This is a genomic window from Bifidobacterium kimbladii, assembly GCF_032193675.1.
GTDB classification, from domain to species: domain Bacteria; phylum Actinomycetota; class Actinomycetes; order Actinomycetales; family Bifidobacteriaceae; genus Bombiscardovia; species Bombiscardovia kimbladii.
The window spans coordinates 541674-568040 of sequence record NZ_JASTZZ010000001.1; the positions used below are offsets into that span (position 1 = coordinate 541674).

The following is a 26367-nucleotide window of genomic DNA, read 5'->3' on the forward strand; positions in this document are numbered from 1 at the left end:
CTCTCGCCTGCCTTGCAGCCTCGAAAGCTGCTGCTACGGTCGGCTCTTCAATGCCGACCGCCTCGGCAATCCACAGCAGCGACGCAGCGTTCTCCAATTTGTTATAACAATTCTTTGCACTGTTATTCGGCTTCTGCCGGGAGTAGGCGCCCGATCCATGGGTTGCGTTAGCTGCAAACCACTGCACCATATGCTGTTTTCTGTTCTTGCATGCGTATCCGGCGAATTGCCGACCTCGCGAATGTACTTATCGGAATACGGGTAATGCGAGCGCTTGAAACGCAACAAACGCGAAAAAGCAAGGCAACTCATATCATTTCTGCCTGCCACATGAACCCTCTTCATTAAAGGTTAACTTCAACTTTTACGTCAATTGTATCAGCAAACAATAATGGCATGTCCAGTTGGCAACTAGCCAAGCCGCATTGCTCGGATCGCGTCCATTTCACAGAACAAAGTACGTATACGGCACACGTACATCAATAAACATTAGGCATACCCTGTCTGGCTGTTATATCAGGTATCCAATATCACCATTGACAAGACTCGGGGCTTCTAGGTTAAGAACTGACCGACTCCAAATAACTCACGGGAAATAACGCCACTGGTATCGACACATTCTGAGGAACTGAACACAGCAACAGGGCATGCCATAAAAGCCTCACATCTTTGACAAAGAGCGATAAGAAGACAATGCCTACTACAAATATTATTGTTCGCTTCATAAGCCAAAGAAGTAGAATTTCACAGACCCGAACTTGCTAGCATGATTGCATCTGCGCTGAGGAAGTTCAAGGGAGCTTAAATGCAGTACACGCAACAGGGCGAAACAGGCATCAACATATCAAAGATCTGCGTGGGGTGCATGAGCTTCGGCAAACCAGGCACCGTGCACGATTGAGCACTGAGTGAGGAAGGGACCGACGCGGTCGTTGCGCACGCACTGGATCCGGGCATCACTTTCTTCGATACAGCCAACGTCTACTCGGCCGGGACCAGTGAGGAATATCCGGGAAAGGCACTTAGAAAGCATATAAGCCGCGACCAGGTGGTCATCACCTCCAAGGTCTACTTCAATGAGGGGCGACCTTTCATCCAAGGCCATCCATCGCGAGATCGATGGGATGCTCAGGCGACTGGTCACCGACTACCTGGACTTCTACATCATCCACAGATTCGACTATGAAACGCCAATCGAAGAAACCATGGAAGCACCGAACGACCTTGTCAAAGCAGGCAATGTGCCAGCGCTGGGAGCCTCAGCCATGCATGCCGCCAGTTTCAGGACATGCAGAAGGTCTCCCAGGACAATGGATGGAACCACTTCAGCGCCATGGAGAACCACTACAACCTGCTCTACCGGGAGGACGAGAAGGACCTAGCCGAAGACAGACCTAGCCATCATTGACCCCGTACAGAAAACGGCAGAGCGACACAACGTTCCAATGGCCCAGCCATAGCCTGGCAGCGGGCCAAAGACGTTGCTTCACCGATCATTGGCGGCCACCAAAGCCCGGCATCTCGACGGTGCGGCGGCTGCGCTAGATTTGGAGCTCACACCTCAGAAGGGCTCCTCCAAGGAGGAGCCCTACCTGCCGCATGAGACCGCGGGAGCCATTGACAGCAATCCACCCCAGGCTGTGTTGCCATTGAAATCGGAGGAGAATTAGCGCACTTCCTTATGGCTTGGTGTCCATAGTCAGGAGCGCAGGTAGGTTAGACCTAATCACTTGCTGCTGAATGATCCGCATCTTCGACGACTCTCGGAACAGTCGAAACATCCGAGGCCTCAGCAACTTCAGAATCAGCCGGCGTATTCAACGCTTCCAACGGCTGCGGATACCCAGAAATTTTTTGTCAACAAGCTCTTACTTTGGAACCGGAACAGGCCGGTATGCGCATCGCACAGCTCGACTGCCCTGCAGCTGGCCGAGAACGCCCTTGGATCTAAGACTGGCCTTGTTACGTCAATCGACAGACCAAAATGCGCACACCTGACTGTGTACCTGTTCCAGGATCACTGCCTCTCGCGGTTTTTGGCGGACATCTGTCTGACCAAGCGGAATATGACAAACCCGGTCATGACCGCTGCAGTGGCGAGCGCTAATGGAAGCACCACCGCGGCTCCGGTCTCAGGCAGTGCGTCTTTCAGAGCGTTCCAGTCATCACTGTTGGATTCAACAGCTTGATCGGCACAGAGCAGACGGCCATCGACCACCGCTCCGCGAGAATCCGCTCGGTCTGAGATTTTTTGGCCATTCTCCAGTTGAGGCAGGGAGGTCTGATCCTCCACTGGACAGGGCACCAGAGGACTACCTACCACCCGAGCCCTGTCGGTGTGCCTACCTGATATGCCTGTCACTGTGGCATGCACATCGACAGACTGACCAGGTCGAAGCATCAGGGTCGACCAGTTGTCAGGATAGTGGATTCCGGTCACCCGCCCCTGACCGACGACTGTCTGGTCCTCCAAGTGCAGTTGCCGGGCGGGGAAAATGGCTCCGGTCCCATCGCTGGGATCGCGAGGAGAATCATTGGTGATCCGGAAGACAATGGCGACGTCGTCATGAGTTCGGAGAGCCTGCTCCGGCTGATCCCGATCACCCTTGGGCATGCCGCCAGCCTGATCGAATTTCTCGATATGCAGAGCCGGGGTCATATCGGGCGTTCTAGTCCAGACTGTGTTGGAGACCAGGGTCTTGTCCTGATAGAACTCGGTGAATCGGTTCTCATGACGTTCCACGTTCTTCAGCCGCCTGCATTGCAGGTAGGCCCTCCAGCCGACCGGGCGGTCGCCTGAAGCGCTGACCAAGGCCAAATATCGAGGTGTGGCTTCCACTTTGACCAGACCTGCAGGGTCAGCGGTCATAGTAAACAAGGGACCGCCATGGATATCTGCAGACATATCCGAACCAGCCATAATCTGTCCATGATGAATCAGGATGTGCCCGTTCTCGTAGAGATCCTGGGTAGCGTAGACGGCCCAATGGCCAGTGAACTGATCCACCGTGGGATCCAGCCGATCCTCGATCCGCCAGGTTTTCACTTGCGGGTAAGCCCTTCCGGCCGGCAACAGACTGGAGTCCAGGCGATAGAGGAAGAGCCGATCGCGGTAGATGCTGCCGCCATGTGCGCTTTTCCCGCCCACGGCGACCACCACATCCTTGGCGGGATTGAGCAGCTTGACCGGATTGGTAACCACGTTGGTCGCTTTATGTAGGTCGTTGACGATCTGGGTCGCTTGGTTACGTACTACGTGACCTGATTCTGCGCGGATGACCGTGTAAGGCAGAACCACATCGTAGGTGCGCCCTAGGAGCCCTTGGTCAATAGCCGGCTCTCTGAGGGGGTTATGACCTCGTGCAGCAGCATAGGCAGCCAGATCAGCTGGCTGGGGATCCCCTTTAAGGGTCACGCCTGTGGCCGGAACATAGGTGTCCACGGTTCTGGCGAAGACCAAGACTACGCCGTTTTTTACCTGAATATTGAAAGACTTAGTGTAATCCCGGCCGTCGGAACCCAGAACCTCGATGCTCTTGGGATTGATATCCAGGTGACGAGCGTCATAGGCATCCGTCATGCCCAGCCGCCAGACCGGATAGGCGTTGTCTTTGCGGCGGGCGTCCAGACTGATCCGGTAGGCCCCGCGGTCACCCGCAAAAAGCACCTTGCCATCGATGCTGATGCCTGGATCATGTGCGCTGACATCGTTCTTTGAGGGATGGAAGTCGACCGGCGGATTGCTTACCTGGTTGGAGGGGGTCAACGAGTTGTTCAGCGTCAGTGCCCACTGGTTGTCTACACGATGATCCGTTGGAGCCTTGGGATCAACCCTGCCCTCAAAGCGCAGGCGGATTCTGGGGTTGCCCCCGGCACGCCACTGGCTGATCCGGGCGGGGTCGGTGATGGTCACCCGCAGGCTGTGCTCCTTGTCCTTCCACTTTGTGGCGTATCCGGTCTTGGCGATGACGTCGCCGCTCTGCAGATCAGTAACCTCAAGAGTCTGCTTGTCGGGCAAAAACCAGCGGTCGTAGACATCCGTCAGAATGACTGATTTGACAGGATAGGCCAGGTTGTCGGGCAGGCTGGGCTGGGTATCCAGCTGATACTCCAGCCGCTGGCCAGGAAAGACCACCTTGCCGTCAACACTGGCCTGCTCCCCGCCTTGGCCTGCCTCCGAGATGACATCCTTGCGCACCGGAGGCAGATATCCACAGATGCCCGGCTTGTTGGTCTGTACGCTCTGCGTGTTGACAGTCTGGGAACCCGAGTTGGTCAGCGCCCCGCCCTGGCTGCCATGGCCGTTCGGGGCCTTGCAGAAAGTCAGTTCCTGGTCAGGTGTTCCGCCCAGATCCTTGCGAACCTTGGCTGCACCACCACCGTTGGCAAAGCGAACCGTAAAAGGAACCAGCATGGTGACCTGCCTGGGGTCCTCCATCCCCTTGAGACCGTTCAGCCATCCGCTTTTGGCCTGTGCCCGCGCCCGAGTGCCGGTCACGCTGATCTCGAAACGGTCGGTCACATCCCTGCCCTTGTCCACAATGTCCTCGATGCTGCTGCGGCGGTAGTGCCCATCTGCATCCGCCTTGGCCCTGGCCTCGAAGATGCGAATAGCCCGAGCGCCATCCTGATCAACCAGATAGTCGGCAGCGCTCCAGTCGTCAGCCAAAGCGAAAACCTTAGGCGCTTCGATCAGATGGGCTTCAACAGTGGCGTTGACCACCGACCCCACTCTGTCGCCGTCCAGAAAGGCATGTCCATCCGCACCGGTTTTGTTGGTCCACTGAGGGTCGACGACTGCCTTCCAGAGCCCGGTAGCAGGATCGCGCAGAATCCAGGATTTGTCGGGACTGGGCTTCCATGTGGGAGTGCGGCGCTCAGGGGTCGACTGGTCAACCTGACGGACGCTGCCCTTCCAATCCACTTTTCCAGAGTCCAGAATGACCCCAATGTCCGGCTGCTCGACGGTCACGTCCAGCTGCCATGCCCATTGATGCTCCTCGGGAAGAGCCCCGCCCTTCCAGGTGGCTGTGGCCCTATTGCCGGGCGGTCGGCTCCCATCGGCGGTGTTGAAAGCGAATTTGCTGGTCAGATCCTCACCGCTGGTCAGGTCTTTGACCTTCTGCCCGCCGACATGGTACTGCTTGCCTTGGGGATCAAAGACATCGCTGAAGGTCAGCTCGCGGCCGCCCCGACCCGTTCCAGTCTCGATGCGGGTGCGGTTGGTCATCCCATCCGCACTGGTGCCAGGATCCACTTTCTTGTCGGGTGGATTCGGCGGCAGATCGGCCGGTTTGGGTTCATAGTCATTGAGCATGAAGACCACCAGGGAGATGCTGTGCTCGTTGCCGGCATACATGTCGGCGAACTTGTCCAGGCTGTCTCCAGGCTGGTCCCAAAAAGGTTCGCCGGTCCGATAGGTCACCCCTCGGTTGCTGAAGGTGCGGCTGGCCACCTGACTTCGCCAGTTGTCCATCCATATGCTATGGATGGCCATGCTGACCCCATCGAAGACCCGCTGAGAGCCACGGTAGCCCGTGACCACACCCACGCCGGTCACCCGGCAGTGGCTTTGTCCGGATTCGTCGGCATGGGCCTCGTTAAAGCGTGCCTGGCAGTTGCCGTTGGCCTCATCCAGAGCCTGGCGTTTGACCCGAGCAGTGGTGGCATTGCCGCCATCCACAATCCCCATCTTGGAGAAGGCCCTGTCGATGCTGCCTATCTCATAGCCACCGAAGGAGCCCTGATCGTCATCCTTGTAGGTCCAGCCCTGCCAAAACCGGCCATTGCCTTCAGCACCACCGCCGGAATGCCCCGATCCGCCGCCAGCCATGGCTGGGGCCGCTGGGCCGACAAGGGTCGCCAGTGCAGCCAAGGCCGCCAGCAGACCCGTCCATCTGCGCTTGTTCATACTTGTCCTCACTCTTCGCCCACCCCATGAATCGAGTATGAGCGGCCGCCGAGCAGGCGTGAGCGTCAGCGAAGCACTGTGGTCGAATGTGCCCCGGGACGGTTATGCTGTGTATGAGACATACCTATGCCGTCCAGACCGAAAAGGAGACAGGACAATGGCAGAGACATTCGACGTGTTGGTCGAGATCCCCCGGGGCTCCCGCAACAAGTATGAGATGGACCACGACAGCGGCCACATCAGGCTGGACCGCACCCTCTTCACCTCCATGGGCTACCCCGACGATTACGGCTACATCGACGGCACCCTGGGCGAGGACGGCGATCCCCTGGATGCCCTGGTCATGATTCCCGATTCGGTCTTCCCGGGCTGCATCGTCGAATGCCGCGCCGTGGGTCTCTACCACATGGTCGACGAGGCTGGCGGGGATGACAAGGTCCTCTGCGTGCCCGCCGATGTGCGCTTCGACGCCATCAAGGACATCGACGACGTCTCCGACTTCCACAAGCAGGAGATCAAGCACTTCTTCGAGCAGTACAAGGCCCTGGAGCCAGGCAAGGAGGTCATGCCCGGCGACTACTGGACCAACGCGGAGGCCGCCGAGACCCAGATCAAGGCTGCACGCCAGCGCCTGGCCGCCCAGCACTGACCCCTCAAGGCCGCCCAGCGGTCACAGCCACCCCGGCAAGGGCCCAATCGAGCGCCCGAACCGGGGTTTTGCATGCCCAAATCCTCCCAAAACGCGTCCGGCCGTCTACGATTGCGAATTGCGGGTGCGCGCGCAAGGGCAGGAGCGGCTATGACTTTCTATACATACCAATACCTCAAGGGCGGGCAGACCAACTGGACCATGATCAGGATCATCGTGGTCGTCGTTCTGGCCCTGGCCTTTCTCTTCTTCCTGTTCATGTACTCCCGCCATCGCTGGAACCACAAGTACAAGGATCTGTCCATCATCCTGGCCACCCTGCTCCTCTTGGCTGCGGCCATCCAGTACAGCGACTACACCAATCTGCGCACGGCCAGCCTGCAGAGCGGACAGCTGACCACGGTCATCGACAAGTCCGCCGCCAAGCTCAAGGTCAACCCTGAGCAGATCAGCATCAACGACACCTCGCGCAACAATGACATGATCATCAAGACCCCCAAGGGCTACTACACCCTGGTATTCAACAGCTCCGGCTCTGAGTTCCTGCTGCAGCGCGCCGACCTGTACCACCCAGACATCACCGTGATCGGAGAGTGACCCATGGATATCAATTTCTACGTCAACGTGGCCCTGAAGCTGATCGTCGGGCTGCTCTTCATCACCCTGCTCATCAATGTGACCGGCAAGGGGAACCTGGCGCCCACCTCGCCCATGGACCAGCTGCAGAACTACGTCCTGGGCGGCATCATCGGCGGGGTCATCTACAGCGACAGCATCTCCATGGCCCAGTACATTGTCATCCTGCTGATCTGGGCGGCGCTGATCCTCATCACCCGATATGCCAAGACCCATATCCACGCGGTGGGCAAGTACATCGACGGCGAACCGGTCACCATCATCAAAAACGGCAAGCTGCTGGTCCAGAACTGCCTCAAGGTCAACCTGACGGCCAAGGAGGTGGACTTCAAGCTGCGCACCAAGGGCATCAACGACATCCGCGACGTCAAGCGGGGCATCGTCGAGCAGAACGGCAGCCTGACCATCATCTCCGAGGGTGACAAGGACGTGCGCTATCCGGTGGTCATGGACGGACGGGTCAATCCGGACGTGCTGGATACCATGGGACGGGACGAGGACTGGCTCAACTCGCAGCTGGCCAAGCAGGGCATAGACAAGGTCAGCGATGTGTACATGGCCCGCTTCCAGAACGGCGAATTCTACGCCGTCACCTACCAGGACCAGTAGCACTCGAAAACTGGCTACAGAATTAACGAGTCAATCCACACCCAGGGATCATTAGCAATTGTTGCAATGTACACTGTAGTGTACACTTTCTTGTGGGGAATGGGACGCATCTTCTCGAAATAAGAGGGGAAAGCGACACCATGCCCTTATCCATCATTGAGGTACTGGAGACTGAGGAATTCAGCCGGTGGATTGATGAGTTGAAAGACACTCAGTCGGCGGCCCGCATCCTACACCGATGGGAACAAATAAAACGATCCGGACACCTTTTAGGCGACTGGAAGACTGTGGGAGAAGGCGTATTTGAAATGCGTTTTCGCAATGGTCCGGGTTACCGCACCTACTTCGGACTGAAGAACAAACAGGTCGTGTTGCTGCTTTGCGGCGGCAGCAAGACTCACCAGAAGAGGGACATAGACCGGGCAAAACATCTGTGGAGGTCATATCTGGAGAGCTGACGGCATCCAGATGGGCAACAAACGGACCACATTAAGGACAGAGTCGTGATGACGTTGAAGATTAGGGAATTCCATGCAGGCGACCATATACATACCGAACAAACAGCCGTCCGCTACCTGCAGGTTGCCATGGAGGAGGCCGACAAGGCCGAAACCTCTCGGCAGGGGGCTGCAATCATCGCAGATGCACTCGGCGAGGTGGCACGAGCACAGAGGCATATGAGCGCCATCGCCTCTGATGCTGACCGATCCCGGTCGGGCATCTACAAGGCCCTGAGCAATCAGGGGGATCCGGCGCTGAGCACGGTCATCAGCGCCGTCCATGCGGCAGGGGGCAGTCTGACTGTGACCATGGCTCGCTAACGGGCCGATCGAATAGCCTGTCATGCTTGATTATCACAGCGCTGATAAGTAAAATCTGTGTCCATATAGTTATGGCGTAGCATGTGAACGGCATTCAACGAATTCAAAGCCGACTCCAATCGGCAGTTCCGCGCTTGACGCTCCCGAGGCGTAGGCGGGTTTGAGGAGACCTGGTCGAGGCCCATCCCACCAGGGATGAACCCTTTCAAGGAATGCCGTGTTCTTAAGATTGCTGTTTATCGCTTTAGGTGTATCCTCTGATGCCTTCGCTGTCTCCATCAGCAAGGGACTGTCCGTGGACCGACTGCGGGCGCGCCATCATTGGCTGGTCGGACTTTGGTTCGGCGGATTCCAGACTCTGCTGCCCCTGCTAGGATACTTCGCCGCCTCCATGCTGCAGGACTCCCTGGCCGCCGTGGATCACTGGATTATCTTCGGCATCCTTTCAGCCATCGGGGTCAACATGATCCGCGAGGGCGTCTACGGCGAAGAGGAGGGAGCGAACGGCGAGGAGAATTTCTCCTGGCGACAGATGCTTCCTGCAGCCATCGCCACCAGCATCGACTCATTCGGCGTGGGCGCGGGCCTGGCCCTGCTGGGCATCAACATCTGGCTGTCCGCACTGGTCATCGGGCTGGTGACAGCCGCCGCCTCCATTCTGGGGCTGCGCATCGGATACGCCGTCGGGTCCCGCTGGCGCAAGCCTGCCAGAATCGCCGGCGGGATCATTCTGATCGTCATGGGCATCCAGATCCTTCTGGACCACCTGATGAATGCCTAGATCAGAACGTCGTCTGCAAGACCATGACGGCCAGAACCACGATGGATCCGGCCAGAAGGACCGACATCAGCGCCAGACCAAGGGCCCCACGCCGATCAGCTGCCTCCTGGGCCCAGCGATAGCCCGAGGTCATGAGCCCGACCAGCAGCAGCAAGGCCACAAGCACCACCAGGATCGGCGTCAGGTCAGGTCGCAGGCCTCTGATCAGCTCTGGCAGGAAGACCCACCCCGAGGCGGCGACGGCGGTCACCCCGCCCATGGCGGTTGCAGAAATGCCACGAATGACCATCCGCCTGTCCCGACGCAGCATCTGCCGAACAAACATAAACACGGCCAGGAGGGCCAGCAGGAATGCCGCAGTCGACAGCCATGCCCAGAAGGCACCGGGCCCCTGCACGACCAGGGCCGGCGCCAGAGCGACCAAGGTCAGCAGACCAGACATGGCTCGGTCAGGACCAGGTCGGATGCCTTTGCCCACCAGGGGCCAAGCGGCCAACAGGGCCAATGCCAGCACCAGGACCAGGACGATCTGCACCCATCGAGCGACCCGGGGCCCGGCCAGCAAGCCCGTCGCCAGGCCCGGCACAATCAGGGCCGCCAAGGCCAGCAGCTGCGTCAGGGCGGGCGCGCGCCCATCCTGGGTTTCTTTTCCGGTCTGCGCCATGGGTCCTCCTGCCTGTCCCCGTCGGGGAGCCATACGTCACATCCTAGGGCAAGGCCGTCCTGTGAACTCGGAGCCCCTGTGACGGCCCGATTGTACAATGATGACGACTGTTCAAGGAATCCACCGCTATGGACGAACGGACAGGGAAGAAGGTACCCCCGTGACGGATCTGACCCTGATGACCTGCGCCGAGGACCCGGCATCGGTTCTGCCCGCCTTGGCCCTGCTCTCCCATCGAGTGCGCGTTCTTCCTCTGGATGCCGCCTCCCTGGTAAGAATGCCTGAGGACACCGTGCTGCTGATCGATGCCAGCGACGACCTGGCCGAGGCCAAGACCCTCTGCAGCCTGACCCGAGCCTCGGGCCTGTCCACGCCCATCATCCTGATTCTGAGCGAGGGCGGCTTCACCGTGGTCAACGCCAGCTGGGGTGTGGCCGACGTGATCATTCAGTCCGCATCACCCGCCGAGGTCGAGGCCCGGTTGCGCTTGGTCTGTCAGCGCGTGACACCGACACGCAAGCCGGATGCCCAGCCGGAAGAGACGGAGGACCAGGTGCCCACCGGTCAGGTCCGCTCGGGTGACCTGGTTGTGGACACCGAAAGCTACACGGCCCGAATCCACGGCCGTCCCATCAACCTGGCCTACAAGGAGTTCGAGCTGCTCAAATACCTGGTTCAGCATCCAGGCAGGGTCTTCACCAGGGCGCAGCTCCTCCAGGAGGTCTGGGGCTATGACTACTACGGCGGCACCAGGACGGTGGACGTGCACGTGCGGCGGCTTAGGTCCAAGCTGGGCAGCGAGTACGAGCACCTGATCGGCACGGTCCGCAACGTGGGCTACCGGTTCGACCCGCCCTCATCGGCGCGAACGGCCCAGGCTCCCAAGGCCACGACAGAGGCAGGAAGCGAACCGGATGCCGCCGGTCAAAACGACAGCCAGTCCAAACAATCCAAAGATGCCAAGAAGAAGAAAACCGATCATAGTGACTGATGCATCATCCAATCGAAAGCACCGCCAAGGCAGGGAGAGCAAGGCCCGGCGCCTGACCCGCATGCACGAGGAGTACCGCATCCTCTGCCAGGTCTTTCCCGAGGCGGTCTGCGCCCTGCACTTCCGCAACCCCTTCGAACTGCTGGTGGCCACTGTCCTGAGCGCCCAGACCACCGACAAGCGGGTCAACTCGGTGACCCCTGAACTCTTCGAGCGCTATCCAGACCCTGCAGCCATGGCCCAGGCCCAGCCGGCCGAGCTGGAGGCCATCATCCACCCGGTGGGCTTCTACCACGCCAAGGCCCGCCACCTGCTGGGGCTCTCACTGATGCTGACCGAGGACTATGGCGGACAAGTCCCCCAGACCATGGAGGAATTGACCAGTCTGCCTGGCGTGGGACGCAAGACCGCCAACGTGGTCCTGGGCAACGCTTTCAACATTCCAGGATTCCCTGTGGACACCCACGTCACCCGGGTCACCGGCCGCCTTCGTTGGCGAACCGACTGGCGCAGCACCCATCCCGATCCGGTGAAGATCGAGCATGAGATCTGCGACTGCTTCCCACCCGAGGACTGGACCAATCTATCGCACAGGCTGATCCTCCACGGCCGGGCCACCTGCCACGCCCGCAAGCCCGACTGCCTGCACTGCCCGCTGGCCGAGACATGCCCCAGCGCCGAGCTCCTGGCCGGACCGGCCTCTCGGTAGAATCAAGACCATGGCACGCGGCAGACACAGAGGAATCAGCTCCGGAATCATCTTCATCCTGGTACTGGCGGTCCTGACCGCGGGCACTTACATGGCCTGGCCGTTGTTGACTGGCCGAGGAGGCTGGAGGCTGCCCTGGAACCTTGGAGGCTCGGGCCAGGCAGTGCGCATCCGGGCCCGCCAGGCCCCCGTCTCCCTGGACATCCGCACCGAGCCCGGCCGGGCCACCGACCAGGCCCTGATGGGCAACGTCTACCAGACCCTGACCAGGCCCGACGCCCAAGGTCGGCCGACTCCTGGACTGGCCCAGAACTGGGAGATCTCCGCCGATGGTCTGCTCTACACCTTTCATCTACGCAATGATGCCCGCTTCGCCGACGGACGCCAGCTGACCTCAGAGGATGCCCTCTGGTCCCTGCGGCAGATCCTCAATCATCAGTATCAGGGCCACCAAGACCTGGATGACCTGGCCAGGGTCACCAACCCGGATGAAGCCACCCTGGTGATCAGGCTGAAGAGCCCGGATGCCCATCTGCTGACCGCTTTGAGCGGTCGGGCCGGTATTGTCTACGATCGCCAGGCCCGCGTCAACTACTCCACCCAATCGGCCGGATCAGGCCCATATCAAGTGGATGACTGGCAGCCGGGAGCCAGCCTGACCCTGACCGCCAACAAGTCCTACCGGGGCCCGGACAAGGCCGCCATCCACAAGGTCGTCTTCAGCTATGCCGGCAGCCCCGAGCAGACCGTAAAAGATCTGAACCAGGGACGTCTGGACGCTGTAGTGGACATGGATCCGGCCACCGCCAAGCAGGCCGGCAAGGCTCCCACAGCTACACCCAGCACAGACAATGTGGTCCTGGCCTTCAACAACCAGGCATCCAGCCTCCTGTCCGACCAGCATATGCGCGAGGCTGTCCGCTATGCCCTGGACCGCCAAGCGCTGGCCGATCTGGAAGGCGGCGGAGCCAAGGCCTTGGGCGGACCGCTCAACCCGCTGAGCCCAGGCTACGATCCCGGTCTGCAGGCCTTCCCCTTCGACCGTGTCCAAGCGGCTGGTCGAGCCTCCTACTACGCCCCGTCCTACTATCACGGTGGTCTGCGTCTGGTCTACCCCCAGGAATTCGGCAGCCAGGTGGGCGATCTGATCCGCGCGCAGCTGGAGGCGGTGGGCATCCCCACCCAGGTCGCCATGGTGGATCAGGCCGCATTCCGCGATCAGGTGCTCACCCGTCACGACTACGACATGGCCCTGCTGGTCATGGACAATGACGACATCGGCCGCTTCGCCGACCCCAACGCCACCATGCTCTTCGACAACACCGAGGTCCAGGAATCCTGGAAGCAGGTCAAGGCCAGCACCGACCAGAACACCTATGCCGAGCGACTGCGGGCTTTCGCCCGACAGGTCAGCGACCTCTCCCCCAGCGACTGGCTGTATGAGCGCACGCCCTTGGTCCTGAGCACTCCCCGTCTCCAGGGCATGCCCAGCTCTCTGTTGGATCGCTACCTGCCCCTGTGGAACCTGCGCATCCAGGGCTGAAAAGGCCGGCGCTCCTTGTCACTGTTCGTCCATAAAATGCTGGTATGTCTGCTGAACACCAAGGAATCGTCAATGCCCATCTGACCCCCCTGCCTGACAGGGTGGGCGTGGATGGCCTGGAGGAAAAGTGGTGCCGCGACTGGGATGAGTCCGGCGTCTACCGCTTCCGCAACACCCGCGAGCGCTCCGGCGTCTACTCCATCGACACCCCGCCGCCCACCGTCTCGGGGCATTTGCATGTGGGGCACGTCTTCTCATACACCCATACCGACGTGATCGCCCGGTTCAAGCGGATGCAGGGCTACGACGTCTTCTACCCCATGGGCTGGGACGACAACGGCCTGCCCACCGAGCGGCGGGTCCAGAACTACTACGGGGTTCGCGTGGACACCTCGCTCAAGTACGATCCGGACTTCAAGCCCCCCTTCCACGGGACCAAGGGCAAGAAGATCAGCGCCAAGGACCAGGTGCCCGTCTCCCGGCAGAACTTCATCGAACTGTGCGAGGAACTGACCGCAGAGGACGAGAAGCTCTTCGAGCAGCTCTGGCGGTCGCTGGGCCTGTCGGTGGACTGGTCGCAGACCTACCACACCATCGGCGAACATCCCCGCCGGGTGGCGCAGAAGGCCTTCCTTCGGAATCTGGCCCGGGGCGAGGCCTACCAGAAGGAGGCCCCGGGGCTCTGGGACGTGACCTTCCAGACCGCCGTGGCCCAGGCCGAGCTGGAGTCGCGCGAGTATGACGGCTTCTATCACCGGGTGGCCTTCCGGTTCGCGGACGGCACGCCAATATACATCGAGACCACCAGGCCTGAGCTTTTAGCGGCCTGTGGCGCACTGATCGCCCACCCGGACGACAAGCGCTACCAGAAGTATTTCGGTCAGAAGGTCTACTCCCCCTTGTTCAAGGTGGAGGTGCCCATCCTGGCCCATCCCGCCGCCGAGATGGACAAGGGCGCCGGCATCGCCATGTGCTGCACCTTCGGCGACGTGACCGACGTGCAGTGGTGGCGGGATCTGAACCTGCCCACCAGGTCCATCATCCAGCGCAACGGACGAATCATCATGGACGTGCCGAATTGGATCACCGATGAGGGCGGACGGCGCATCTTCGAGCAGACCGAGGGCAAGACCACCTTCTCAGCCCGCAAGATCATCGTGGACGCCCTGCGCGAATCCGGCGACCTGGACGGCGAGCCCAAGCCCACCAAGCGCATGACCAACTTCTATGAGAAGGGCGACAAGCCCCTGGAGATCGTCACCTCCCGCCAGTGGTACCTGCGCAACGGCGGCACCGACCAGAAACTGAACCAGGAGCTGCTGGAGCGCGGCAAGGAACTCCACTTCCACCCGGACTTCATGCGGGTGCGCTACAACAACTGGGTCGAGGGCCTGAACGGCGACTGGCTGATTTCCCGCCAGCGCTTCTTCGGCGTTCCCTTCCCTCTCTGGTACCCGGTCAAGGAGAACGGCGAGACCGACTACGCCCATCCCATCACCCCGGCCGAGGACAGGCTTCCCATCGACCCCAGCAGCGATGTGCCCGAGGGCTTCGAGGAATCCCAGCGCGACCAGCCCGGCGGCTTCACAGCCGAGAAGGACATCATGGACACCTGGGCCACCAGCTCCCTGACCCCTCAGATCGTGACCCACTGGGCAGAACCAGGCGAGGATGACCAGGCCCTCTTCAAGGCCACCTTCCCCATGGACCTGCGCCCCCAGGGCCAGGACATCATCCGCACCTGGCTCTTCAGCTCCATGGACCGGGCCCATCTGGAGAACGGCTGCCTGCCTTGGAGCGACACCACTCTGTCGGGGTGGATCCTGGATCCGGACCACAAGAAAATGAGCAAGTCCAAGGGCAATGTGGTGGTGCCGGACGAACCCATCAAGAAGTATGGAGCCGACGCTGTGCGCTACTGGGCATCCTGCGCCCGGTTGGGCCTGGACGCCACCTACGATGAGGGGCAGATGAAGATCGGCCGCCGTCTGGCCGTCAAGCTCCTCAACGCCGTCAAATTCGCCCTGGCCATCGGGCGTGAGGACGAGAATCATAAGGTCACCCGGGCAGCGGAAGCCACCTGGAACCCCGCTGACGTCACGGTCCCGCTGGACCGGGCGGTCCTGGCCGGCCTCGCCCAGGTGATCGATCAGGCCACCAAGGCCCTGGAATCCTACGAGCACTCCAAGGCCCTGGAGGTAACCGAGTCCTTCTTCTGGGACTTCTGTGACAACTACATCGAGCTGGCCAAGAACCGGGCCTACGGAACTCCTGATGCCACCGGCAGGACCCCTGACGAGGCCCAGGTGCTCAGTGCCCGCACGACCCTGGGACTGGTCCTTGACGCTCTCGACCGTCTTCTGGCCCCATTCCTGCCCTTCGCCACCGAGGAAGCATGGCAGTGGATGCACCAGGGGGACGGATCGGTTCACCGGGCCTCCTGGCCACGTTCAGAATCCTACCGGGCAGCTGCCCAGGGACAGGATCCAGCTCTTTTGACCTGGGCAGGCACGGCCTTGGCTTCACTGCGGCGGATCAAGTCCGAGGCCAAGGTCTCCATGAAGACCCCTATCCTCTCCGCCTCCTTGAGCGTGGCGCCGGAGGGCCTGGAAGCCGTCAAGGCCGCCTTGGACGACATAGCCGAAGCGGGCAGGGTCACCGGAGATCTGAATCTGGTCGAGGAGACCACCCAGCCCGAGACCGAGGGAGCCGGCGAGGATGAAGCGGGCATCCGAGTGACAGCCAGCCAGCTGGGCGAGCCCCCGGCCAAGAAGCCTCGCAAGTAGGCTCCACAATTCCCCAATACAACCGAGGCGGTTCGGCCATAGGCACCGCCTCGGTTTTCTTATCCGTGTCACTGGTGACAATGACAATCTGCAATGCCAGTCAAGCCATCGTCGTTCATGCAAAAAGTACAGCTTCCATAATCAACAGCATGCCTCTTGCAGTGAATTTGTCCTGCAACACCCTAACCACAACACTCTAAACCGCACAAAGATTGCAATGCTACAGTAAAAGTTATAGAGGGACTTTATTTTAGTGTGCGTCGACGCAGATTTTGGGGCCACAACCTGGGGAATCGGCACGCTTGGGGAGGAAGAGACGAATGGGGAATGCTCATGGCATCCGCAGACTGGTGACGTTGACAGCCATGATTGGGCTGGCGCTGATCGGAGCATCAACAGGCGCATACGCAACCACCGGCGACATGACACCTGCATCTGCCACAGAATCGCCCTCGCCCAATCCTGACAGCAGCGCAAGTCCATTGCTCCGGGCAGGCAGCGGGGCACAGGCTGGAGCCGCTGCCCCGACCGCCTCACCGTCACCGTTGGCCAGCAACAATCCTTCACCATTCAAGGCCGTCCAACCATTCAACAGCAAAAGGGCGGACAGACCGTTCAGGGACAGCTCACCGAGAGACAAGTCACCCCAGACCAGGGATTCATCCTCATATACCCTCACTTTCGAGCCTGACGGGGGCTCGCTGGTATCCGGCTCGCCAGCCCTGAGCCAGACAGTAACCTCAGGTCATCTGGCATCCCCTCCTACCGTCACCAAATCAGGCTACCTGTTTGACGGATGGTTCCTCAAAGGCTCCGATGTGGCCTATGACTTCGGCAAGCCGGTCACCAGCGCGCAGTCGCTGACGGCCCATTGGTCGTCGGTCAACGACGCCCAGTGGACGACAGCCGACGTCAGCAGTGGCGACACCGGGGGCTCCGCAATCACCCTGACTCCCCCCAAGCCCAGAGGAGTGAGATTTGCACAGGTCAGCGCCGGCCACGACCACACCCTGGCCGTAGGTTCGGACGGCCACGTCTACGCCTGGGGCGACAACAGCAAGGGCGAGCTTGGCGACAGCACCACAATCAACAAAAACACGCCAGTGCGGATTACCGAAAACGAGGCCATCAAGGGAAAGACCTTCATATCCGTCAGCGCGGGAACCACATTCTCCATGGCCCTAGCCTCGGACGGCACCGTCTACACCTGGGGCGACAACAGTCGCGGCGAACTCGGCAACGGGTCCACCACGAATTCTTCAGTACCGGTAAAGGCGAATCTCACCGCCAACATCACTGCCATCAGCGCCGGATACTGGCATGCCATGGCCCTGTCCTCGAGCGGGACGATCTACACATGGGGAGACAACGAATACGGCCAGCTCGGCAACGGGCACACGGGTGTCAACGTCAACGCTTCACCAGCAGCGGTCTCTTCATCCGGCGTCACCTTCACCACCATCAGCGCCGGATACGATTTTCAAACGGCGCTGGACAGCCAAGGACATGCCTACGCCTGGGGACGCAACCAGGGCGGCCAGCTCAGCATCGGCACCATGGACGGCACCAGCAGTGGTTCCAATGTCTACACTCCATCGCGCATTTACGGCGACTCGACCGGCAACCCAGACAGCACTGTCTACACCGACATCGATGCAGGGTACCTGCACGTCCTTGCACTGAGCAATACAGACAAGGTGTACTACTGGGGTTATCCCCTGACCAAGGGCAATGACGCCAATGCCGACAGCGTCCACTCCTTCTACCCCAGTCCGGTAAGCCTGCCCACGGGAGCGGCGACGCCTGTTTCAGCCAGCGCCGGGGACTACTCCTCTGCGGTAGTCGACTCTGCGGGCAGCCTGTATATGTTCGGCAGCAATTCCAGCGGCCAGCTGGGCGACGGCACCACAAGCCCCAAATCAACTATGACCAAGGTGAGCCTGACAGGCGTCACAGTCACCGCATTCGATGTCTGCCGGCACAGCCTGGCCATCGGCTCGGACGGGCTCCCCTACAGCTGGGGGGAAGCAAAAAGCGGCAAGCTGGGACAAGGCAGCAAGGGACCTCAAAGCGGTTCGCAGACCAAGCCTGCAGCGGTCATCCCGCCCCAGATAGATCTGGCCAAGGTGACCTTCGGCAGGACGGATGTAGCCAAGACCGACAGCAACAGCCCGATCAGCCGAACCTCAGCAGGCGACGACGCCTGGAGCGCCAATACCCCATGGGCGGTCACCACCCCGCACCACACCTACGGAACCACCAAGATCAGAATCAATGACGGTCAATGGTCCATTGGCGGCGCCGCACAGCAGGGGCAAAGCATCGGCAACTATACATTCACACCCACTGCCCAGAAGATCACTTTTGATTCGGACGGAGGCTCATCAGCCTCGGACCAGTTCGTCACCGCAGGCAAGCAGGCTTCGCGCCCCACCGTCACCAAGGCAGGTTTCCTCTTCGACGGCTGGTTCATCAAGGAGGCGGACGGCAGCTCCAATGTGGCCTACGACTTCAGCAGTCCTGTCACCGGGCCGCTGAATCTGAAAGCGCATTGGTCTTCGTCAGACATGAAATGGAAGACCTCGGATGCCCTCCATGGCGACGACACCGGGGGCTCCAAAATCACCCTGACTCCCCCCAAGCCCAGAGCAGTGAGGTTTGCCCAGGCCAGCGCCGGGCGCTACCACACCCTGGCTGTGGGTTCTGACGGACACGTCTACGCCTGGGGAAATCAGGCTAGCGGCGGACTGGGGAACAGCAAAAGCTCAGGCACGGCGACGACACCTGTGCGGATTACCGAAAATGATGCCATAAAAGGAAAAATCTTCATAGCCGTCAGCGCCGGCGACGCTTATTCCATGGCTCTGGCCTCGGACGGCACGGTCTACACCTGGGGTAGCAACAGTAAGGGACAGCTCGGCAACGGCACTACCGATAATTCCAACGAACCAGTAAAGGCACAGACAGGCGATGCCAAAATCACCGCAATCAGCGCGGGACGGGCATACGCCATGGCCCTGGCCTCGGACGGTACAGTCTACACCTGGGGCAACAACGTTCAAGGCCAGCTCGGCAACGGCAGCTCAGACAAGAACAGCCATTCCTCCCCTGCCAAGGTCACGGCGCTGTCCAACATAACCGCCATCAGCGCAGGGTTCACCACAGGCACGGCCCTGGACAGTCAAGGCCACGCCTGGGCCTGGGGCGAGAACAGCAAGGGACAGCTCGGCAACGGCGCCCTTGGTGACAATCCGACGCCGACACGCGTCCAAGACCTGGACACCGGACAGCCTGATGCCCGGTTCTATATCGCCATCAGCGCGGGCTACCAGCACGTGCTGGCGCTGGATACGGATCATGACCTCTATGGATGGGGTTCCGGCACCGCCATCGGCTCCACTACCGATACCAATGTCAGCACGAAAGGATCCACTAAGATCAGCTTCGGAGACGAGGCTGTCAACATCACCGCCATCAGTGCAGGCGACGATGGATCCGAAGCCATAGACACCAACGGAAGAATCTACACCTGGGGCAATCAGGGTTACGGCCAGCTAGGCAACGGCAATAGTGATGCATGGCAGACCAATCCGAAAGCCATCACTCTGGCCCAATCGGTGAAGGCCTGCGCGGTAGCCACCTCCGGCCATCACCAGACGGCCATCGGGTCAGACGGATTGCTCTACACCTGGGGATACAACTACTACAACCAGCTGGGACAAAGCGTATCGGCATTAAGACCCGGCGCCACACAGCCGCCGCAGATCACCCTGGCCAAGGTCGTCTTCGGCACCATGGCCAGCAGCACCGAGCCAGCCACGAATCTGACCCAGACAGGCAAAGACACCTGGGATGAAAACCGGGATTGGACCTTCGTCACGCCCGCGTACCCATACGGCCCATCCAGTTTCACCATCACATGGACTATCGCCGACGACTCCGGAGACTCAAAGCAGACACAGCAGTTCGACTACACCTTCGATCGAACCAAGAAGCGCATAACGCTTGACCCTGAGGGAGGTACTGGAGCCGCATGGACAAGCAAGGACATCGAGGAAGGTGAATTGGTACCCCGACAGACCCTGGCCAAGACGGGCTTCCTCTTTGACGGGTGGTTCGTCAAAGCGGATGACGGCAGTTCCAATGTGGCCTACGACTTCGGCAAGCCAGTCACGGACCCGTTGACCCTGGTCGCGCACTGGACGCCTTCGGCTCCAACTACTGTCGACCCAACCGTCAGTCCATCCACTGGCGGATACCAGGTCACCATCACTCCGCCCTCGCAGCGCGGCATCCGCTTCGCCCAGGTCAGTACAGGCAAAAACCATACCCTGGCTGTCGGCAGTGACGGCAACGCCTACGCCTGGGGAAACAACAGCACGGGACAGCTCGGCAACGGCAGCAAGGATAGCAGCAAGACGCCCGTCCAAGTGAAAAAGCCCTCCGGTGCAGGTACCGACTTCGCCTACACCCAGGTAAGCGCAGGATATGGATTCTCGTTGGCCCTCGGAAGTGACGGTAATGCCTACGCCTGGGGAGACAACGGCAGGGGGCAGCTTGGCAAGGGCGCTGCAGACGGCACCAATACGACGCCCGTCCAAGTGAAAAAGCCCTCCGGTGCAGGCACTGACTTCGCCTACACCCAGGTAAGCGCAGGAGGCTATCATTCCCTGGCCGTCGGTAAGGATCATCAGGCCTATGCCTGGGGGGACAGGAGCAACGGCGGACAGGTGGGCGACGGGAACACGACCGGGAACGCCCCTGCTCCTGTAGCCGTCAACGCAAGCGCCACCAGTCCTGGATTCCAGGCCAGACAGGTCAGCGCTGGATATCAGCACTCTCTGATCATCGGTATAAGCGGGCAAACCTACGCATGGGGATACGGCGCCAGCGGCAGACTGGGCAACAATGCCAAAGCCTCACAGGCCACTCCTGTGCCGGTATCGTCACCCGTGCAGTACGAGGACGGATCAATAGGATTCTTCGCCACCCAGGTCAGCGCGGGAGGCTCGCACTCCCTGGCCATTGGCAGAGACGGCAAAGCCTACGCCTGGGGTGCGAATACCGACGGGCGACTGGGCACCGGAGACACCAATGATGCCGCAATACCAACCCTGGTGGCCGATCCCGACGGAGGCAGCGATGGATTCAAACCCACCGAGATCAGCGCCGGAGGATGGTTCTGCGCAGGAATCGACAACAAAGGGAAGATATACACCTGGGGAAACAACGGTCAAAACGCCCTGGGCAATGTCTCCATCACGGGATCCATCAGCGCATCCCCCGTTCTGGTGAGCAAAGACGGCAGCACCACACAGATCAGTGCAGGCGAGCGCCAAGTCCTGGCCATCGACTCCAACGACATGGCCTATGGCTGGGGCGACAACAGCAGCAGACAGCTAGGAACCAATTTGGACAGCACTTCCGTCAAGGCAGCCACCTTGGTCTGCCCTCCGCAATTGACCATCAGCTCGGTCACAGTCGGCACGGATCCGGATACTGCCGCAGTTCTTGAACTGACCCGGAGCGGCACAGCCGACGCATGGGGATCATGGAATACCTGGACCTTCTATACCCCAGCCTTCAAGGCGGGCCGGACAACAGTCAACATCACCTGGAATGTGGGCCAAGGCAACCCTCAAACCGAGAATCTGCCCTTTACCTACAGGGATATTCTGCCTCTGACCGGTAGCCAGGGTCTGCTCATCGTGCTGCTTGTCGGACTTTTCATAACGGTGACTGTCCTGGCAGCAAGACAGCATTACTTGGAAATGGCCCGCCAGACTCTAGCCAGCACTCGCTGATACTTTGTGGCCGACGGCATAGGAATTGATCCGAGCCGTCGGCCATGACCATACGATGAATTTGCTCAGCGCGGATTGACTTGGCTGGCTAGCCGTTCATGGTCACGCTTGGCGGCATCGGCTACCAGATGCAGATAGGCCTCAGCCAGATCAGGGTTCAGCCCGTAATCATCAGCCTTGTCTCGCAAGGCAGCTATTTGTGCGCTCTCCCGGTGCATATCCGCCGAGGCGAATCCTGCCTGGGCCTTGAGCAGCCCAATGCGGCGGGTCACTCTGAACCGTTCGGCCAGCATGGCGACAATGGCGGCATCGATGGTGTCCACATCGGCACGCAGTTCCTCCACCTGGCGGGCGGCCTGGGCCTGTGGACCCCCGCTCTGCGCCTGGTCATCGATCACTGTTTCCATCTTCGCATCGCTCATAAAATACCAGTCTAATCAAGCGCCCTAGGCGACTACGCCAAGCCCTGCCACCACTGTGACACTGGTGTTATTGTAGTGGATGGGATTATTGACTCTTGGGGAGAGAGTCTCGTTCGTCTACACCTGCCTATACAAGTGCCGGACGCATGGGGGAGGATGCCTTCACATGAAGATGGTACGTAGTCGTCGCGTCACACTGCTCGTCAGCCTATGCTGCGTCTTGGTTGTCTGCAGCATGTTCGGCCTGCAATTCGGTCAAGCAGCGCCGGAGTCCAATGAGACCACAGTCGCAACTCAGGGAACTGGAACACTTGGTACTGGAACCAATACTCCCGGACAGATTCCTTCGGTTTCCCCCGGTCCCTCATCATCGCCGTCGGGCATGCCCACCCTGTCCAGTGGCTCTGGTGCAGCGGCAACAGGACAATCAGCGCCTGCCGCCAGTACATCGCCCACCTCCCCGTCCTCGCCTTCGCCCGGTACAGCAGGTTCCTCGGAACCGACCTCAACCGCCTCTTCCCCATCGAATGTCACCAGCCACACAGTCACATTCGACTACAACATGCAGTCCGCGCCTCCGACAACTTCGATTGTGGCCGATGGCGCCCAGGTTGCGCGCCCCAGTCCTGAACCCACCCGCCGAGGGTTCGTTCTCGAAGGATGGTTCGCAGGCAAGGTCGCCTATGACTTCTCGGCTCCTGTGCACGCGGACCTGACCCTGAAAGCCAAGTGGGCCCGCGCCGACCAGACCTGGACCATGCAACCGCAAGAGGGACCCGAATCAGGAGGTACCGGGGTGACACTTACCCCGCCCCCGCCCTCCGGTGTCCGTTTCAGCCAGGTTAGTGCAGGCACCCGGTTCTCGCTGGCTTTGGGATCGGATGGCAACGTCTACGCCTGGGGCTTTAACCGTGCTGGTCAGCTAGGTGATGGCACTATTGTCAACAGGTCTACGCCCATAAGGGTGCCCCGGCCCGAAGAAGCCCGCAATGACAAGGATTTTCGGTTTGTCAGTGTCAACGCTGGTCGGTTCTTCAGCATGGCCCTGGACAACCATGGCACCCTCTGGTCCTGGGGGTACAACTATCTGAAGACCTTGGGCAACCCGAATGTGGCTGACAGCGGCATGCATAACTATTCGGAATACCTGGTCAAGGTGATGCTGCCTGAAGGAGTGCCGGCCGGATTCACCTACAAGGCCGTCACCGGTAGTCACAATCACACCCTGGCCATAGGATCGGATGGCAACGTCTATGGCTGGGGAACCTGCAGTGAAGGAGAAACCGGCCGCCATAAGTGCGACGGCATATGCGACTCCACGCCCAGCCTCATCCAGGGATTCGATAAGAACCACAAAATCATAGCTGTGCAGGCAGGAATGAACTACTCAACAGCTCTGGACGACGCTGGCACGGTATGGTCATGGGGAAGCAACCTTTACCACCAGTTGGATCCATCCGCCGGCGCGGTCGTAGGAAACTATACGCCGATCAAGATCCACGGCCTTGACAAGGTCCATGTGGTGGCCATCGCAGATGGCTTTGAGAACACCCTGGCCCTGGATGACCAGGGAAGGGTCTGGACCTGGGGAATGAACGAAAACGGCCAGATCGGCAACGGGTCAAGCGCCAGCAAGACCGAGGTGTTCAAAGACCCCGTTCAGGTCAGCTTCCCCCAAGGGACCAGAATTACCGCCATCGCTGGTGGCCACCATTACGGTTCCAATCACGCCATAGCTCTGGATTCAGATGGCAATATCTGGACCTGGGGCGACAACAGCTACGGACAAATGGGCGACGGCAAGACCTCTGCAGCAGACAGCCCCCAGACCACTCCGGAACGCTTGGAAGATCCAAAGCTTGCCGGTCGGCACTGGATCAGCATCAGCGCTGGCGAAGATTTTAACCTGGCTATCGGGGACGACGGCCAGACCTACAGCTGGGGACGTGACGACGAGGGCCAGCTGGGTCAAGGCACCAGCGGTGATGCCGGCCATAGCCGGCCCTCTGCGGTCGCTTTCCCCTGGCCGGCAAAACTGACCGGACTCCAATTTGACACAACAGATATCACCACCGGAATGAAGGCGCAAAAGGACGGGACCTGGACGGCTACCACCCCGCCGCACGCACCAGGGCTGGTGGATGTGGCCCTGGCGTGGACTTTGAACGACCAAGAACAGACCCAGGTCCACCTGCCCTTCCGCTATCTGTCGAACGGTGTGACCGTAACCTTCCAGTCGGAGAGCGATTCACCGGCGCCACCCAGCCAGAGTCTGGAAGCGGGAGAGCGGGCAGTCCGCCCCAGCGCTGATCCGACCAAGGCCGGCTGCCGCTTCGATGGCTGGTTCCTAGGCAAGACCGCCTACGACTTCTCCAAGCCAGTCACCAGCTCCATGACGCTCAAAGCCCACTGGAGCCCTGAGAATCAGAACTGGAGCATGACCCCGGACCATGGAACCGAGATGGGCGGGACGAAGGTCACCCTGACGCCGCCAGCCCTGCGGGGCATTCGCTTCAGCCAGGTCAGTGCCGGTTCCCACTGGTCCCTGGCCCTGGGATCCGACGGGAAGGCCTACGCCTGGGGCAAGAACGACAGCGGCCAGCTGGGCAATGCGAACATCGCCAAGGGCGGCACCAGCACCATGCCGGTCCGAGTGGATATGCCCGAGAAGGCGGAGGCCAACTTCGTCTTCACCCAGGTCAGCGCGGGCCGGGACTATGGCCTTGCTCTAGGCTCCGATGGAAAGGCCTACGCCTGGGGCAACAACGATGTCGGCCAGCTGGGCGACTCCACCCTGAATGCCCAGGGCCGGCCCCATCCGGTACCGGGTCTGCCGGCCAAGATCCAGTCCATCAGCGCCGGCGGTGGACATGCCTTGGCTCTGGATTCCCAGGGACGAGTCTGGTCCTGGGGCGCCAACCAATACGGCCAGCTGGGCCTGGATAACGCCGGCGGCGATACCGTCTCGCCAGACGGGCGAACCAGCCCTGCCATGGTGACCGGAATCCCGGCTACTACAACGGCAATAAGCGCCGGAAGCCGGTATTCACTAGCGATGACCGTGGATGGACAAGTCTACGCCTGGGGCACCAATGATTCCGGCCAGCTGGGCGACCCCTCCCTGCCAGTGAGCGCTGGCGGCGCCAACCCCACGCCGTCTGCCGTTCAGGGATTGACGGGCGAGATGAGCGCCATCAGCGCCGGAGACCACCAGGCTCTGGCCCTGGATTCCCAAGGACGCATCTGGACCTGGGGACAGGTCAAGGGCGAGAACAAGAAAACCCCTGCCCTATTGACCCTTCCCGACGGACTGCCGACAGGGTTTGCCATCACGCAGATCAGCGCCGGCACCGGATCATCCTCCGCCCTGGGCTCCGATGGAAAGATCCTGACCTGGAGCAATGCCGCAGAAGGCTCAGACCCAACATCCTTGGCCAAGCCCGAGGACACACCTGCAGATTTCAATTTCACAGCCGTCAGCACGGGCGACCCGAGCTCATTGGCCCTAGGCTCCGACGGCCTGGCCTACGGATGGGGTGCCGACGATGCCGGCCAGCTGGGCGACGACCAATCCGGACCGGACCTGAACAGCAAGACTCCACAGGCTGTTGTGATCAGAAGCCTGGTTAAGACGGTCACCTTCGCCGGACTGGCTACAGAGGGAACCCCGCAGTATCAGAACGGCACCTGGTTGGCAATCACTCCTCGTTACAGGCCCGGGCAGGTGGATACCGTCATTCAATGGAGCCTGGTAGGCGTGGATCAAAAGGATCAGACCCTGCCCTACACCTACGACCAGTTGGCCGTCCTGCCCCTGACCGGCAGCACTGGCGTGATTCTGCTGATCGTAGCTGGCCTGCTGGGCATGGGAGCCGCCATGGCTGCCAGATACCAGCGGCGGGAGAACAAGATGACAGCATGACAGGGGCAGGGACGACACTATGAAAAATCTGGGCTGACAGGCTTCGAATAGATCATCGCCCTAAACAGCTGTCTTGTTTCGCCACTGCTTATGCATTGGGCCCTATCCACGAACTGAAT

At 60.4% G+C, this 26367-nt stretch carries 15 protein-coding genes and 1 pseudogene; 13 read left to right on the forward strand and 3 right to left on the reverse strand.

The window, feature by feature from the left end; all coding sequences use genetic code 11:
* Positions 1-955 precede the first annotated feature (955 nt).
* Positions 956-1232: pseudogene (locus QRX41_RS08465) on the forward strand (aldo/keto reductase); the annotation flags it as partial.
* 785 nt (positions 1233-2017) lie between these two features.
* Here the strand turns inward: QRX41_RS08465 and QRX41_RS02335 are convergent.
* Positions 2018-5911 carry an LPXTG cell wall anchor domain-containing protein gene (locus tag QRX41_RS02335; protein WP_313838430.1) on the reverse strand — a complete coding sequence of 1298 codons (3894 nt, stop codon included), beginning with the start codon at positions 5909-5911 and terminating at the stop codon, positions 2018-2020.
* Positions 5912-6068: 157 nt separating this feature from the next.
* Between QRX41_RS02335 and QRX41_RS02340 the strand changes: the two genes are divergently transcribed.
* The 6 genes from QRX41_RS02340 to QRX41_RS02365 all read left to right on the forward strand — a co-directional run bounded on the left by QRX41_RS02340 (position 6069) and on the right by QRX41_RS02365 (position 9407).
* On the forward strand, positions 6069-6560 hold the full coding sequence (locus QRX41_RS02340; RefSeq protein ID WP_045924895.1) for an inorganic diphosphatase: 492 nt from the start codon (positions 6069-6071) through the stop codon (positions 6558-6560).
* Positions 6561-6710: 150 nt separating this feature from the next.
* The gene (locus QRX41_RS02345) at positions 6711-7157 is read left to right on the forward strand and encodes a DUF3290 family protein (RefSeq protein WP_015022498.1); all 447 of its coding nucleotides are present in this window, start codon (positions 6711-6713) and stop codon (positions 7155-7157) included.
* Positions 7158-7160: 3 nt separating this feature from the next.
* Positions 7161-7805, forward strand: coding sequence for a DUF421 domain-containing protein (locus QRX41_RS02350; protein WP_313838434.1), 645 nt, complete (start codon positions 7161-7163; stop codon positions 7803-7805).
* Positions 7806-7945: 140 nt separating this feature from the next.
* On the forward strand, positions 7946-8263 hold the full coding sequence (locus QRX41_RS02355) for a type II toxin-antitoxin system RelE/ParE family toxin (protein ID WP_313838436.1): 318 nt from the start codon (positions 7946-7948) through the stop codon (positions 8261-8263).
* A gap of 48 nt (positions 8264-8311) precedes the next feature.
* Positions 8312-8626 (forward strand): addiction module antidote protein, encoded by a 315-nt coding sequence (locus QRX41_RS02360; protein WP_101432916.1) that lies wholly within the window; start codon positions 8312-8314, stop codon positions 8624-8626.
* Positions 8627-8843: 217 nt separating this feature from the next.
* Entirely contained in the window at positions 8844-9407 is a 564-nt protein-coding gene (locus QRX41_RS02365) for a manganese efflux pump MntP (RefSeq protein WP_313838439.1), read from the forward strand.
* A gap of 1 nt (position 9408) precedes the next feature.
* On the opposite strand, the gene QRX41_RS02370 is transcribed toward QRX41_RS02365, so the two are convergent.
* Positions 9409-10071, reverse strand: a complete 663-nt coding sequence (locus QRX41_RS02370; RefSeq protein ID WP_313838441.1) for a hypothetical protein — start codon at positions 10069-10071, stop codon at positions 9409-9411.
* 160 nt (positions 10072-10231) lie between these two features.
* On the opposite strand from QRX41_RS02370, the gene QRX41_RS02375 reads away from it, so the two are divergent.
* The 5 genes from QRX41_RS02375 to QRX41_RS02395 all read left to right on the forward strand — a co-directional run bounded on the left by QRX41_RS02375 (position 10232) and on the right by QRX41_RS02395 (position 21904).
* Complete coding sequence (locus QRX41_RS02375; protein ID WP_313838443.1) at positions 10232-11062, forward strand: winged helix-turn-helix transcriptional regulator; 831 nt, start codon at positions 10232-10234, stop codon at positions 11060-11062.
* 61 nt (positions 11063-11123) lie between these two features.
* Positions 11124-11771 carry an endonuclease III gene (nth, locus tag QRX41_RS02380; RefSeq protein ID WP_045925156.1) on the forward strand — a complete coding sequence of 216 codons (648 nt, stop codon included), beginning with the start codon at positions 11124-11126 and terminating at the stop codon, positions 11769-11771.
* Positions 11772-11781: 10 nt separating this feature from the next.
* Complete coding sequence (locus QRX41_RS02385) at positions 11782-13314, forward strand: ABC transporter substrate-binding protein (RefSeq protein WP_313838445.1); 1533 nt, start codon at positions 11782-11784, stop codon at positions 13312-13314.
* Positions 13315-13358: 44 nt separating this feature from the next.
* Positions 13359-16100 (forward strand): valine--tRNA ligase, encoded by a 2742-nt coding sequence (gene valS / locus QRX41_RS02390; RefSeq protein ID WP_313838447.1) that lies wholly within the window; start codon positions 13359-13361, stop codon positions 16098-16100.
* A 320-nt stretch (positions 16101-16420) separates the two neighbouring features.
* Complete coding sequence (locus QRX41_RS02395; protein WP_313838449.1) at positions 16421-21904, forward strand: RCC1 domain-containing protein; 5484 nt, start codon at positions 16421-16423, stop codon at positions 21902-21904.
* Between the two features lie 65 nt (positions 21905-21969).
* On the opposite strand, the gene QRX41_RS02400 is transcribed toward QRX41_RS02395, so the two are convergent.
* Entirely contained in the window at positions 21970-22326 is a 357-nt protein-coding gene (locus QRX41_RS02400) for a chorismate mutase (protein WP_313838451.1), read from the reverse strand.
* Positions 22327-22708: 382 nt separating this feature from the next.
* Between QRX41_RS02400 and QRX41_RS02405 the strand changes: the two genes are divergently transcribed.
* Positions 22709-26248 (forward strand): RCC1 domain-containing protein, encoded by a 3540-nt coding sequence (locus QRX41_RS02405; RefSeq protein ID WP_313838705.1) that lies wholly within the window; start codon positions 22709-22711, stop codon positions 26246-26248.
* The last annotated feature ends 119 nt before the right edge of the window (positions 26249-26367 follow it).

Excerpts from the sequence above, each read along its gene's own strand:
- QRX41_RS02335 (WP_313838430.1), bottom strand. The coding sequence starts at position 5,911 with ATGAACAAGCGCAGATGGACGGGTCTGCTGGCGGCCTTGGCTGCACTG.
- QRX41_RS02340 (WP_045924895.1), top strand. The coding sequence starts at position 6,069 with ATGGCAGAGACATTCGACGTGTTGGTCGAGATCCCCCGGGGCTCCCGC.
- QRX41_RS02345 (WP_015022498.1), top strand. The coding sequence starts at position 6,711 with ATGACTTTCTATACATACCAATACCTCAAGGGCGGGCAGACCAACTGG.
- QRX41_RS02350 (WP_313838434.1), top strand. The coding sequence starts at position 7,161 with ATGGATATCAATTTCTACGTCAACGTGGCCCTGAAGCTGATCGTCGGG.
- QRX41_RS02355 (WP_313838436.1), top strand. The coding sequence starts at position 7,946 with ATGCCCTTATCCATCATTGAGGTACTGGAGACTGAGGAATTCAGCCGG.
- QRX41_RS02360 (WP_101432916.1), top strand. The coding sequence starts at position 8,312 with ATGACGTTGAAGATTAGGGAATTCCATGCAGGCGACCATATACATACC.
- QRX41_RS02370 (WP_313838441.1), bottom strand. The coding sequence starts at position 10,071 with ATGGCGCAGACCGGAAAAGAAACCCAGGATGGGCGCGCGCCCGCCCTG.
- nth (WP_045925156.1), top strand. The coding sequence starts at position 11,124 with ATGCACGAGGAGTACCGCATCCTCTGCCAGGTCTTTCCCGAGGCGGTC.
- QRX41_RS02385 (WP_313838445.1), top strand. The coding sequence starts at position 11,782 with ATGGCACGCGGCAGACACAGAGGAATCAGCTCCGGAATCATCTTCATC.
- valS (WP_313838447.1), top strand. The coding sequence starts at position 13,359 with ATGTCTGCTGAACACCAAGGAATCGTCAATGCCCATCTGACCCCCCTG.
- QRX41_RS02395 (WP_313838449.1), top strand. The coding sequence starts at position 16,421 with ATGGGGAATGCTCATGGCATCCGCAGACTGGTGACGTTGACAGCCATG.
- QRX41_RS02400 (WP_313838451.1), bottom strand. The coding sequence starts at position 22,326 with ATGAGCGATGCGAAGATGGAAACAGTGATCGATGACCAGGCGCAGAGC.
- QRX41_RS02405 (WP_313838705.1), top strand. The coding sequence starts at position 22,709 with ATGCCCACCCTGTCCAGTGGCTCTGGTGCAGCGGCAACAGGACAATCA.